Source organism: Microcoleus asticus IPMA8 (assembly GCF_013179805.1).
GTDB lineage: Bacteria > Cyanobacteriota > Cyanobacteriia > Cyanobacteriales > Microcoleaceae > Microcoleus > Microcoleus asticus.
The window spans coordinates 1-13,436 of sequence record NZ_SRRZ01000040.1 but is presented as its reverse complement, the minus strand read 5'-3'; the positions used below and the strand labels follow the sequence as shown (position 1 = coordinate 13,436).

12 protein-coding genes are annotated in these 13,436 nt (G+C 47.4%); 7 read left to right on the top strand and 5 right to left on the bottom strand.

The genetic code is table 11. The features are described 5' to 3' along the window. Window positions 1-3 precede the first annotated feature (3 nt). Together E5S67_RS12710 and E5S67_RS12705 are read left to right on the top strand one after the other, a co-directional pair. Entirely contained in the window at window positions 4-1,185 is a 1,182-nt protein-coding gene (locus E5S67_RS12710) for a HetZ-related protein 2 (RefSeq protein ID WP_246276756.1), read from the top strand. Between the two features lie 603 nt (window positions 1,186-1,788). Further along, entirely contained in the window at window positions 1,789-2,856 is a 1,068-nt protein-coding gene (locus tag E5S67_RS12705; protein WP_172187665.1) for a hypothetical protein, read from the top strand. 269 nt (window positions 2,857-3,125) lie between these two features. On the opposite strand, the gene E5S67_RS12700 is transcribed toward E5S67_RS12705, so the two are convergent. From E5S67_RS12700 to trpB, 4 genes are all read right to left on the bottom strand, one after another. Next, entirely contained in the window at window positions 3,126-3,758 is a 633-nt protein-coding gene (locus E5S67_RS12700) for a ribonuclease D (RefSeq protein ID WP_172187663.1), read from the bottom strand. After that, window positions 3,724-3,879 (bottom strand): hypothetical protein, encoded by a 156-nt coding sequence (locus tag E5S67_RS12695; protein ID WP_172187661.1) that lies wholly within the window; start codon window positions 3,877-3,879, stop codon window positions 3,724-3,726. Before E5S67_RS12695 ends, E5S67_RS12700 begins: the two co-directional genes overlap by 35 nt. After that, window positions 3,863-4,369: a CAP domain-containing protein gene (locus tag E5S67_RS12690; RefSeq protein ID WP_172187659.1), complete on the bottom strand. Its 507-nt coding sequence runs from the start codon at window positions 4,367-4,369 to the stop codon at window positions 3,863-3,865. The genes E5S67_RS12695 and E5S67_RS12690 overlap by 17 nt, the downstream gene beginning before the upstream one ends. A 69-nt stretch (window positions 4,370-4,438) precedes the next feature. Continuing rightward, a complete protein-coding gene (gene trpB, locus E5S67_RS12685) occupies window positions 4,439-5,677 on the bottom strand; it encodes a tryptophan synthase subunit beta (protein ID WP_172187657.1) in 1,239 nt (412 codons plus the stop codon). A 16-nt stretch (window positions 5,678-5,693) separates the two neighbouring features. Here trpB and E5S67_RS34010 point away from each other — a divergent pair, with 16 nt between their 5' ends. Continuing rightward, window positions 5,694-5,816 carry a hypothetical protein gene (locus E5S67_RS34010; protein ID WP_281363536.1) on the top strand — a complete coding sequence of 41 codons (123 nt, stop codon included), beginning with the start codon at window positions 5,694-5,696 and terminating at the stop codon, window positions 5,814-5,816. Window positions 5,817-6,223: 407 nt separating this feature from the next. Here the strand turns inward: E5S67_RS34010 and E5S67_RS12675 are convergent, their stop codons facing one another. Next, window positions 6,224-6,496, bottom strand: a complete 273-nt coding sequence (locus E5S67_RS12675) for a hypothetical protein (RefSeq protein ID WP_172187653.1) — start codon at window positions 6,494-6,496, stop codon at window positions 6,224-6,226. Between the two features lie 224 nt (window positions 6,497-6,720). Here E5S67_RS12675 and E5S67_RS12670 point away from each other — a divergent pair, with 224 nt between their 5' ends. The 4 genes from E5S67_RS12670 to E5S67_RS12655 form a co-directional block, all read left to right on the top strand. Then, entirely contained in the window at window positions 6,721-7,089 is a 369-nt protein-coding gene (locus tag E5S67_RS12670; RefSeq protein WP_172187651.1) for a translation initiation factor, read from the top strand. Window positions 7,090-7,241: 152 nt separating this feature from the next. Then, window positions 7,242-7,835, top strand: coding sequence for a recombination mediator RecR (gene recR, locus E5S67_RS12665; protein ID WP_172187730.1), 594 nt, complete (start codon window positions 7,242-7,244; stop codon window positions 7,833-7,835). A 125-nt stretch (window positions 7,836-7,960) separates the two neighbouring features. Further along, window positions 7,961-10,084, top strand: a complete 2,124-nt coding sequence (locus E5S67_RS12660) for a prolyl oligopeptidase family serine peptidase (protein ID WP_172187649.1) — start codon at window positions 7,961-7,963, stop codon at window positions 10,082-10,084. 936 nt (window positions 10,085-11,020) lie between these two features. Further along, window positions 11,021-13,436, top strand: a 2,416-nt coding sequence (locus E5S67_RS12655; protein ID WP_172187647.1) for a DUF4347 domain-containing protein, incomplete at its 3' end; no start/stop codon positions are given.

Below are 13,436 nucleotides of genomic sequence, written 5' to 3'. Positions count from 1 at the left end.
CAAATGATCAGCATACCACGTAAAATCGGGGGTGAAAGACAAATAGCTCAACAGCTCATGACCTTGGCGGAAAGACTGGCACAAGATTGGAAGTCACGACTTGAACAAGATTGCCCGGATGAGAGTTCTAGCACTCGCGAGAGCGTTGTCCGCTGGCTGTTGGGAGACAGGCCAGAAAGATTTGACACTCTTGCTCCGGCTCAGCTAACCGTCGCCTCCGGCGCGATCGACTTTTTATATCGAATTTTGCTTTCTCGGTATCTGGGAGTACCGCCAGAAAAAGCTTACCGCAACTTGATCGGGCGGCTCGGCGGCTTGGTTGTGCTCCGGCAAAAAATCCAAGCGTGGGTTTCCCTGAGTCGCGACAGACAGCGGAGTGCGGTGGAGGTACTGCAAGAAGTGATTCAGGAAATGCTCAATTCCGATCGCTACCTGCAGCAGCAAGTCGCCTGGATTGCCGAGTGCACCTCTGACAGACGCCTGCGAAATGCTTTGCTGCTGGCGAGCACAGAAGAATACTGCTTGCGGCCGATCCGCAACCAGCCGCTGCTGGTGTACCGTTTTGTCAACTACCTGCGGCGTTCCCAGCGGGGCGGGTTGACGCAAGTGCCTGCAGGAGACTGGGTGCGGCTGGTGTCGGAACAGGTTCTACCCGACGATACAGACGAACCGCTCAGCCTGCTAGACGAACAGGCAATGTCCGAGTATCGAGAAAATCAAGCTTGGGAAGAGCAGCAAACTCAGCGGCAGATTGTCCAACAAGAATTTGAGAATTACTTGGCGGCTGAAGTCGATCCGCTGGCTTCCCGGTGGCTGCGGCTTTACCTGCAAGGTCGTTCCCAAGAGGCAATTGCCGAGGAGTTGAAGGTTCCTATCAAGCAAATTTACCGCTTGCGAGAAAAAGTCAGTTACCACGCGATTCGGGTTTTTGCGGTCAAACAAGCACCGGAATTAGTCGCCACCTGGCTGGAAACTTCGCTCCAAGAACACAGTTTGGGCTTGACTCCCGCTCAGTGGCAGCAATATTTACAAGACCTCACGCCGGTGCAGCGGCAGTTGGTAGAATCGCTGAAAGCAGGGAAAAGTGTAGAGACGATCGCATCTGAATTAAAGCTGAAAACCAATCAAGTCATCGGCGAGTGGAGCAAACTCTATTTAGCAGCTCAATCGCTCCGCAACGAGTAGATCGATCATGGGTGGCAGGCAATTGCTCGCGGTTAATTGGCGGTAGCATTTTTCAGAATCCGCGCTACAAATCAATTCCCGAACAGCCACAAAGTGCTGCGAGTTTCCCCGTGGAAAACCGCACGATGCCCCTTGTATCAAATCAGGTTAGATCGATCGGGATATCGTAGCGCTGGCGTCGCGATCGCGATCGGAGACGATCGCAGTCAACTCTCTGGGCTAAGATACTAGCAGCACGATCGACTTTTTAGGGTTTTTTAACCAATCCTAAATTCAGCGGTTGCCCGTAAATCTCGGTTCGGGTGCATCTATAATACTTGCGCATTAAAGACATAATTCTGTCGTTGCCAGCCACGGGAAGCAATCTCCCGCGATCGATGATAGTTGGTCTAGACTGCGCCTGTTATCATCGAGTTCTCCATCTTTTGGTAGAATTTGAGGCTGCAATAGAGAAGGGAGAAAATTCGGGGACTAAGGATTTTTATTTCATAAAAGCTTCCGGTTGTTAGACCAATTCCTCCGTCAGGGAAGTTGCAGCGTTTAAATTTATCGCATCAGGTTGGTGCGTCGCGCTCGATCGCGCTTCCAACTACATAGCAGCTAATGGTACATACATCTTCAACAGACTCGGCAGCTACAATGGACTCCGATCGAATCTTTCACCTAATCGACACAGTTGTCCCCTTTGAAGCTTGCCTTTACTATCAAGTTTTGCCTTTATCTCTAGAAGGTAATCTCTTTAAACTGGGCGTAGTTGATGCCCAAGATGATTCCGCCTTGGATTACGTGCAGCGGATTTTAGCTTACATGAATTGCTCAGTCACAACAGAGCCAATTGCCTCGGAAACTCAGCGCTCTATGCTCTCAGCTTACTTGCTCCACGGGAGCCAGCTCAGAGAACCCAGCCAGACAGAAACCGCAGCAGCCCCAACACCCAAAAATCCCGCATCCGCAACTTCAGGCCCCAATGCAGAAATGCTGCTGTCTGTGCCAGAACCCTCGATGCCCGCTCCTGAGCGGTTTAAACCTGCTGGCGCTGAGGTTCGCCCGACACCGACACAGCTATCGGTTTTGAATGTCGAGGCCTTGCACTTGTCAAGCCAAGTGGAAGTTTTGGCAACTTTGCCCGCGCCCCAACTGCTGCAAGAATTGCTCGGTAGAGTGCTGCGAGAGGGTATCGGCCGCCTGTTTTTTGAGCGGCACCAGTCGCAAGGTCGCATTCTTTGGAGTCAAGACGGCGTTTTGAAATCGATGCTCGAAGGTATCGATATCGTCCTGTTCCAAGAGGTCATCGACGAGTTGAAGCGGCTGACAGATATGCCTGTTTGCCCGGTGGAACAGCCCAAACAAGTCGAAGTTGAGCGCATATATCAAAACACTCATTTGCTGTTGCGCTTGCGGGTAATGACGGTGGGCGGCAAGGAAGAAGCAACCCTGCAAGTTTTGCGGGGGGCAGCTTTGAGGTTTTACCAGCAGCAGCAGTTGTCTACTTTGAGTCGGGACGCACTGCGGCTGGCCGAAGAATTGCAGCGGAAAGTGAATCAAATTCGCGATCGAACTCGGCTTTCTCCTGTGCCTTTAGAGGGGTTGCCCGCTTTGGAACAGGTGGTTAGAAATGTTGACGACCAAATTGAAGCTTTGCTGCACGAACACAATCCCGAGCAGCCCTAATCAACCATATATCGCTGTTTTGAATTTTCTTTAACTCACATCAAGTCCGGTCAAATAATAATAATTACGTTTGTAGTGAGGACTCAAGTCCGAGCGAGTTTTATGATAACTCAAGTCTTCACTACAAACCAATTTGATGGCAGTTCTGCGAGGTGACAGAATATTATACCAGTTCAAAAAAAAAATGAAACTGTATTCCAGTGCTCTAAACCCTGGTAGTCATCAGTCATTCCCAATCTAAAATCTAAAATCTAAAATCTAAAATGGTATTAGCCGTGCTCGAAAACATTGTTGTACTGCAATAAATCCAAACTCACAAAAACTGGCAAACACTGAAAACATTGCTGTGCAATTTCCCAGCGTTCTTCTCGCTGCAACATAGCAGTCAACTTTTGTTTAGCGCTCAGCAAATAGCGGACATCGTTAGCAGCGTAGCTGAGTTGGTCGTATGAAAGATGCTCGGAATTTCCCCAGTCAGAACTTTGAGAAGTTTTGTTGAGTTCTACTTTTTCCAATTCTTGGATTAAATCTTTAAGTCCGTGTTTGTGGGTGTAAGTTCTCGCAAGTTTGCTCGCTATTTTTGTGCAGAAAACAGGTGCAATGTCAATACTTAAATTGTAACGCATTGTTGCCATATCGAAGCGCGCAAAGTGAAATACCTTCTCAATATTTTCAACTTCCATTAGCTTTTTTAAATTCGGCGCCGCAGTCTGGCTTTTGGCAATCCGCACCGCCGCAACTTTACCTTGCGGATCGCACAACTGAACCAAACACAAGCGATCGCGCCACGGTAGCAAACCCATTGTTTCCGTATCAACGGCGATGGCCGGAGCAGTCAAATAATAAGATAAGAGAGAATCGGGAATATCACGATCGCACACTTGAAAATCTGGAAATTCCATTATTGGTAACTGTTGACTGTTGACTGTTGACTGTTGACTGGCTTCTTCCTTCTTCCTTCTTCCCTCTTCCTTCTTCGTTTTTCCTTCTTCCTTCTTCCTTCAGCTTACCTGCTGCGAACAAAAAGCTGAGTAAAATAATACTCGCCTTTGGCATTTTTTGCAACCCCAATACCGGTCACATTAAACTGACCTTCCATATTCTTGCGGTGGCCCTCACTTTTAATCCAACCCTCAACAGCATTGCGTACCGGGTCGCTGAAGCCGAAATTGTAAGCAACGTTTTCAGCTACGCTTTGATAAGGAATAGTAATTGCCTTCGCCCGGCCTTCAAATCCATCGTGGCTGAAACGTACTTTACCGTTAGCCATATTTTGGCTGTGAATTCTTGCTATCTGAGTGATTCGCGGATCGATACTCAGCGGCGGCAACTTTTTAGATGCTCGGTATTGATTTATCTGTTGGTTAACCGCTTTTTCTAAGTCAGTAATAGCACTCGAAGCAACATTAGTATTCATGGGAGTTTGTGGCAGCGATCGCACCGGAATAAACGTGTCACACTTAGGCAGGATTGTCAACAATCCCAAGCACATCAACATCAAACCTTTGGACATGAAATCAAACGAGAAATAAAGTTAATTGTTACCGATTCCTACAGAGCGATCGCCCCACATTCCGCTAACTTAGATATTCAGAACCTTCGCTACAGTGTTCACGTCTTTGTCGCCGCGTCCCGAACAGTTAAGCACAATGCGGGGATTGCCTGTTAGCTGCGGGCAGAGAGTCTCTAAATAGGCGATCGCGTGAGCAGTTTCCAAAGCCGGAATAATCCCCTCCAACTGCGAAAGTCGCTGAAATGCTCCCAGCGCTTCTGCATCAGTTACGCTATAATATTCAGCTCTGCCCGCATCCTTCAAATAACTGTGTTCCGGCCCCACGCCCGGATAATCCAAACCCGCACTAATCGAATGCGGCTCAATCACTTGACCTTCATTATCTTGCAGCAAATAACTCATCGCCCCGTGCAGAACTCCCACACTTCCTTTAGTCAAAGTAGCAGCGTGTTTCTCCGTCTCCACACCTTCGCCTGCCGCTTCAATACCAATCAATCTGACAGTTTCTTCCCCGACAAACTCGTGAAAAAGACCCATTGCATTAGAACCGCCGCCGACGCAAGCTAATAAAATATCCGGCAAACCAGCCCACTTTTCCTGACACTGAGCGCGGGTTTCTTGACCGATTATCGCATGGAAATCGCGCACCATCATCGGGTAAGGATGCGGGCCCGCTACCGAACCGAGAATGTAATGAGTTGTCTCCACATTTGTCACCCAATCGCGAATCGCTTCGGAAGTAGCATCTTTCAGCGTTCCCGTACCCGCCGCCACCGGCCGCACTTCGGCTCCCATCAAGCGCATTCTAAACACATTTAAAGCCTGTCTTTCCATGTCGTGAACGCCCATGTAGACAACGCATTCTATACCGAAACGAGCGCAAACTGTGGCGGTAGCAACGCCGTGTTGGCCGGCACCCGTTTCAGCAATTACCCGCTTTTTGCCCATGCGTTTTGCGAGCAATGCTTGAGCTAAAGCGTTGTTGATTTTGTGAGCTCCGGTGTGATTTAAATCTTCGCGTTTGAGGTAAATTTGCGGGCCAGTTCCGTCTGCTTTAGCGTAGTGCTCGGTGAGGCGTTCCGCGAAATACAAAGGGCTGGGGCGGCCGACATAATCTTTGAGCAATTGTTGGAGTTGCTGTTGAAATTCCGGTTCGCTGCTGTATTTGTGGAAAGCGGCTTCTAGTTCAAATAAAGCCGGCATCAGGGTTTCGGGGACGTATTTGCCGCCGAATTTGCCGAATCTGCCGAGGGAGTCGGGGCGTTGGGCGCTGGTTTCGGTGGTGAGATGCAGGGGTGTGACTGTCACGAACTTTGTGCGAATAATGGGACAGATTTCATTATATCGAGTCGATGGGGCTGTGGGCGATCGGGTGCGATCGCGAGGGCTGCAAGAAATCGCTGAGATGGCTGAAGTTGGTTTTAGCCTTCAATTTATTGTCCTGTAAGGGTTTCAGCGATTTTTATTGGGGGTAAGAGGCTATTTGTACAGACATTTTTGGGAGCGATCGCAAATTGCCTTTGGACACGTTGCGCTGTATGGGGTTTATTGTGGAAGCCTCCCCACTCGTTGGGGAAACTAATTGAATGGAAACTCTTTCTTGTACTCAGCCAGTGCTGAGACAATTGGCGCTCCCCACTCGTTAGGGAAACTAATTGAATGGAAACGATTCAAGGTATTCGCAAGAATTGTCTCTCGTGAAGAACCGACTCCCCACTCGTTGGGGAAACTAATTGAATGGAAACATGAAAAACTTAGAAACCCGACTCCTTGAAGAAGTCGGGTTTTTTACGCTTGCATCCGATCGCACTTACGAGATTAGGATTTACGCAAGGGTGGTCAGAAACCGGGTTTTTACGAGAATATTTCGTTGCAGCGCGCAGATAAGGTACAAAACCCGATTTCTTTGGTCGCACTGCGTCCACTATTGTAGATAAAATTAAATTTCCCGCTCAAATCAAATCCCTTAAGATCGGAATTATCCATCCTTCTCATCTCTTCCTCAGCGCCATCAGCGCCCTCTGCGGTTAAATCCTCCAAAAACACCCTTAAACGATATAATTCAATCAAAACCGGGAAATGTGCGATCGTCCTTAAGCCCGCCAGGGAATGAATTACCTGTCTCATAGCTAAAGTCAGTTAAAACTGACTGCTAATATCAAGTACAATCTCTGCAAAACAAACTGTAAATCTCATAGATTATCTTCCCTGAAAACTCATCTAAATCAACCATTCTCAAACACATCCTACAGTCCTCGGTCGAGGACTTTCGCTATGAGGCGGGGGTTTCAACCACTGCCGGACTGCCGGACTCATCGGCTACCCAGCTTAACTCCAAACACCAAACTACTATGAGTACATCAAAGCCCAAAAACTCCAATTCCAATAACCAATCAGGAAAACGAATTGTTTACTCCGAATTTGGCAATGTTGACAACTCCGCCGCCCTAGAACGAGGAATACAAGAAGTCCCCCCAAATCAACAAAACCTCAAAATCGAAGCATCCCGAAAAGGACGCGGTGGCAAAACAGTTACAGTTATCAGCGGCTTTCAGGGAAAACCCGAAACTTTAGCAACTCTAGCCAAACAGCTAAAAGCCCAATGCGGTACTGGCGGCACTGTCAAGGAAAATGAAATCGAAATTCAAGGCGAACACAAGCAAAAGCTGCTAGAAATCATCACAAAGTTAGGCTATAAAGCTAAAATTAGTGGAGGGTAAATTAGTCAATAGTCATCAGTGTATGGGCGGGGCTGGTTTATGATATACTTAGTTTTCAACATAGATGGTTGGTAAAACCCGCCCCTACATCGCGCAAATTATACGATCGCGAATCAACCAGAAATGATATTACCAATTACCGCCAATTTTTAATGTACACTCGACCTTTAGCTCGTTTAATCGAACAATTGCAGCGCTTGCCCGGAGTCGGCCCAAAAACAGCCCAGCGTTTAGCTTTACATATTTTGAAGCGACCGGAAGAAGAAGTGCAAGCCCTAGCTAAATCTTTGATTGATGCCAAACAGCAAGTAGGTTTCTGTCAAGTATGCTTTCACTTATCTGCTGACCCTGTTTGCGAAATTTGCCGCAATACCAACCGCGACAGTCATACCATTTGTGTAGTGTCAGAATCCCGCGACGTAATCGCTTTAGAAAAAACGCGGGAATATATGGGCAAATATCACGTTGTTGGCGGCGTTATCTCGCCGATGGATGGAATTGGCCCGGAACAATTGAACATTCAACCATTAGTCCGGCGCGTCAGCCAGCAAAAGATTAAGGAAGTAATTATTGCTATTAGTCCCAGCGTGGAAGGCGAAACTACTACTCTTTATATCGGTCACTTATTAAAACCTTTTACCCTAGTGACGCGCATAGCTTTTGGTTTACCGATGGGGGGAGATTTGGAATATGCCGATGAAGTTACATTGGCTCGCGCTTTGGAAGGAAGGAGGGAATTGGATTAGTTATTCAATATTATTCGGCGGCTGAAACCTATCCTACGCAAACGAAGTCTGCCTGCGCGAACTAACAGCGGACTAACAACAGATAATAAGGCTACACTAAACTAAGTTACCGATAGTGAAAAATCATGGCTAAATTCGATCGACCTTTCACCTACCCCACAACCCGCAAAATCGACCAAACAGACGACTACCACGGCGTCAAAGTACCTGACCCCTACAGGTGGCTGGAAAATCCCGACTCTGAGGAAACCCAAGCTTGGGTGGAAGCCCAAAACGCAGTTACTTTTGCCTACCTCAACGAAATTCCTGCCCGGGAAAAAATTAAACAGCGCCTGACTCAACTTTGGGATTACGAGAAATACGGCATACCTTTCAAAGAAGGAGATCGCTATTTCTACTACAAGAATGACGGCCTGCAAAATCAATCCGTACTCTACACTTTGACATCCCTCGACGGCGAACCCAAAGTATTAATTGACCCCAACACTCTCTCAGAAGACGGAACTGTTGCTTTGGGTGGGGTAGCTATCAGCGAAGACGGCAAATACATGGCCTACGGTTTGTCACATTCCGGTTCCGACTGGCAGGAATGGAAAGTCCGCGATGTGGCAACTGGCGAAGATTTATCAGACCATTTAAAGTGGATTAAATTTTCAGGAGCATCCTGGACTCACGACGGTAAAGGCTTTTTTTACAGCCGCTACGACGAACCCAACGAAAAAACCAAACTAGAAGACGTTAACTATTACCAAAAACTGTTTTACCACCAGATCGGCACGCCGCAATGTGAAGACGTATTAATCTACGAGCGATTAGACCAGAAAGAGTGGGGATTTAGCGGCGGCGTCACCGAAGATGGTCGTTACTTAATTATATCTGTTTGGCAGGGAACGGAAACGAAAAACTTGATTTTCTACAAGGATTTAACGGCGCCGGAATCAACCGTTGTAGAACTAATTAGCGAATTCGAGGCTGAGTACAGTTTCATCGACAATGACGGTTCTCTTTTCTGGTTTCAAACAGACTTGAATGCACCGCTGGGCCGCATAATTGCGATCGACACCAACAACCCACCTCCTTCATCCCTCGCTGGTGATGAAACCGCCTCTGAATCCCCCTGCAAAGGAGGGATTCAGGGGGGATTCACAGAAATTATCCCCGAAGCAGCAGAAACTCTCGAAGGCATTGGTCTCCTGAACAATCAATTTGTCGCTTCCTACTTGAAAGACGCCTACACCCAGATTAAAATCTTCAACTTAGACGGCTCTTTCGTGCGAGAAGTTGCCTTGCCCGGAATAGGTTCGGCGGGAGGATTTGGCGGCAAGCGGCACGACACCGAAACTTTTTATGCTTACACCAGTTTCACTGCACCTAACATCATCTACCACTACAATATGGTGACAGATGAAAGTACGATTTATCGGCAACCAAAAGTAGATTTTAAGCCCGAGGATTACGAAACAAAACAAGTATTTTACCCGAGCCAAGACGGTACGCAAGTACCCATGTTTATCACCCACAAGAAAGGCTTGCAGTTGGATGGAAATAACCCCACCTACCTTTACGGCTACGGTGGTTTTGGCATCTCGCTAACTCCGAGTTTTTCTGTTAGCAATGTGGTGTGGTTGGAGATGGGCGGAGTTTATGCGATCGCCTGTTTGCGGGGAGGGGGCGAGTACGGCGAATCATGGCACCAAGCAGGCACAAAGTTGAACAAGCAAAACGTGTTTGACGACTTTATCAGTGCCGCTGAATGGTTGATCGAAAACAAGTACACCAAACCGGCTAAATTGGCGATCGCAGGTGGCAGCAACGGCGGTTTATTAGTGGGAGCTTGCATGACTCAGCGGCCGGAATTGTTCGGTGCAGCACTGCCGGCAGTCGGCGTCATGGATATGTTGCGCTTCCACAAATTTACCATTGGTTGGGCTTGGACTTCTGAATACGGTTCGCCGGAAAATCCCGAAGAATTTTCCACAATTCGCGGCTATTCTCCCCTGCACAACCTCAAACCGGGAACGGCTTATCCGGCGACAATGATTACAACTGCCGATCACGACGATCGAGTAGTTCCGGCCCACAGTTTCAAGTTTGCTTCGGCTTTGCAAGAAACCCACGCGGGAGAAAAACCGGTGTTAATTCGCATTGAGACCAAAGCAGGACACGGTGCCGGCAAACCCACTGCGAAAATCATTGAAGAATTGGCAGATGAATGGGCTTTTTTAGTGCGGGAACTCGATATTAACTAACGTTTAAAAAGTGCGGAATTGGGGGTGGCGCAGTCGGAAAAAGTGCGATCGCGCCACCCTCTATTTTTCCGCCTCTCCCCTAGGATACGCACGCAGCACAAACCACCTCACCCTAGTATTTGAAATAATTTTTTGGCCTAATCTCGCGTTCAATTCTAAAATCCTGCGATCGCTTCACCACTTTTGGCTGCGGATACCCGAAAATTAAAATCATAGATTAGTGCAACTTGTCAACTCCTAGCTCGTGTTAACTTGCCTGACGCGATGTTAATTTTTGTATGTTTTAGTGGCATTTCTGATATTTTTTTGATATGGCTTCAAGATAAGTAAATTTGGCGGCGATGTCAATGGCCAACAGTAGTAAATCGAATCGAAAATTAAAAATTTTCCAATTCTCGGAAACCACCTTTTTAAGTTGATTTACGGTGAAGATTCAACAAAAAATCCTACTTACAACCGTACTGAGAAGCCTCGCGTTACCGGAATCACTGCCTTTTTCCAGCAATGCGTAAGTAATTGGCGATCGAAATCTCCATCTTCTGGCATGGCCTCTTCTCCCATAAAAAGAACTGAGTGGGGCAGTCAAATCCAGAAAACGCTTGCCTAGGAGTTGGGGTGATTTGTCGTCCTAGCGACCCGCGATCGCCCGCAGCAGTCCTCGTCCAATTCTTTCCTAAAATCTCAAAAAAACACGTAAGTATTAAATTATTTGTATAAAAATAATTCATCGAAAATTTATATTTTTGTGTTTATGGAATATTATCAATGTGGGTAGGCTAAAACAAATAACTAAATCAGGGAATAATGAAAATGATCTCCCATCTGCCGAATTTTTCTGCCGTAAAAATACCTAAATCTACGAATATTGCCACTAAAAAAAACTTTTTTTTTAAACAAGCAAGCTCTAAAGCAGGGCGTGAAGCGAAAAAATCTCTAGTGATTGTTGACTCCCGAGTAGAAAACTACGAACAATTGATCGGTGGTATTAAAGCTGGAACGGAAGTATTTGTACTCAATCAAACCAGGAGGGCGATCGAGCAAATCACGGAAATTTTGGGTCAGCGCAGCAGCATCACCAGCCTGCACATAGTTTCTCACGGCCGAGAAGCAGCAGTAGAAATCGGCTCAACAGAACTTAATATTGATAATCTAGAAACCTACAGCCACCAATTGCAGCAGTGGGGAAAAGCCCTTAGCGAATCCGGCAGCATTCTACTTTACGGCTGTAACATAGCAGCCGGCGAATCCGGCCTTAAATTCATACAAAAACTCGGCGAATTAACCGGGGCAAATATTGCCGCTTCCAATAATTTAACAGGGAGTGCAGCATTAGGTGGCGACTGGAAATTAGAAATTACTACAGGACTAATAAATACCGAATTAGCCTTTGAAAAAAAAGTCCTAGAAAGCTACACATCAGTCCTGGCTACCTTAGCTGCTGAAGAATTTAAAAATTCAACAGTAATCGGGCCTTGGATATATGGAGTTGGCAACACCCTTTCAGCTAACCCAGGCTTAACCGCAGGTAGTACAGCCAACACCAGCGGTGTTATTCCTGCTTTAGGGACTGGCGATCTAGAGGGACAAGGTACTTTGAGATTAACATCAAACGCCTTTCAACAAGCAGCTTTTGTAATCTACAACAACCCCATCTCGGCCACTGAGGGTCTGAGAGTTACCTTTGATTACTTTGCCTATAACAGAGGTACTGTCCTTTTTCCACAACGACCACCAGGGGATAATACCCCCCTTGGTGCCGATGGCATTAGTTTTTTCCTCATTGACGGAACAGCTACGCCAACAGAAGCGGGAGGCTATGGTGGCTCTCTCGGCTATGCTCAGAATAATAATAGCCCCGCTTCACTTGGTATTTCAGGAGGTTATTTAGGTGTCGGATTAGACGAGTTTGGCAATTATTCTGCTAGTCAAACAGGAGTGGGAGGGCGTGTAAATACAAATCCGGCTGCGCCGGGAGGGCCGCTACCTGATGCAGTAGGACTTAGAGGCAGCGAAAGCACATCTTATAATTTTTTAACTAGCAGAGTCGTTCCCGGTGGCATAGATAATCAAGGTACAAGCATTCGCGCTGAAGCTAAAAGAACCGTTCAAGTTACATTATTCCCGGCGAATTCACAAACATTTCCTAACCGTCTTACAGTTGCCTTCGACTTGAACAGCAACGGCACATTTGATGCGGGCGAAACACTGATCGACATACCAAATTTGGCAACCGTAAACGGAGCAGTGCCACGTACTTTTAAATTTGGGTTTGCTGCTTCGACAGGGGGAAACACAAACATTCACGAAGTTAACAATGTCATCGTCCAAAGTATAGATGATCCTGCACTCCGAGCCGACGTTTCTATTGTTAAAAAAGGCCCGCTCTATGCCATACCCAATAGCACCATTACCTATACAATTACCTCCACAAATAACGGGCCAAACAGCGCCGAAAGCGTCCTGATTCAAGATCCGCTCCCAGAGGGCTTAACTTTCGTCAGCACTGACAACGGCGGTAGTTTCAATCCCACAACGAGGACGGTCATCTGGCCGGCGATTCCGACTCTGGCTTTCGGTGCTAGCGAAACCCGTACCATCACCGCAAGAGTTCCGGCAACAGTCGGCGCTGCCTTAACTAACAGTGCCTATAGCACATCCAGCACTTTCGACCCCAATCTAGCTAACAACAATAGTTCCCAACCCATCTCTCAAGTCTCAACTACAATTGTTGCTGCTAGTGCCGACCTAGTTACCACCAAAAGCGGGACTACCGCAGCAGCACCAGGTGAAAGAGTTACTTACACAATTTCGACAGTCAACAACGGCCCAAGCACAGCCGAAAACGTCACCATTACCGACACCATCGTTCCCGGCTTAACAGGAGTAATCGCCTCCAACGGCGGTGTCTACGATCCCGCTACAGGTATAGTCACCTTCTCGGCTATCAGCTTAGCCAACACAGCCACCGCCACCAACACAGTCAGCTTCATCGCACCCCCATCCGGCAGCGTCACCAACACCGCCAGAAGTACCTCAGCTACCCCTGACCCCACTCCGGGCAACAACGAAGCTACATTCACCACACCTCTGACACCTAGTGCCGACCTAGTTACCACCAAAAGTGGGACTGCAGCAGCAGCACCGGGTGAAAGAGTTACTTACACAATTTCGACAGTCAATAACGGCCCAAGCACAGCCGAAAACGTCACCGTTACCGACACCATCCTTCCGAATTTAACAGGAGTAATTCCCTCCAACGGAGGTGTCTACGATCCCGCTACAGGTATAGTCACCTTCTCGGCTATCAGCTTAGCCAACACAGCCACCGCCACCAACACAGTCAGCTTCATCG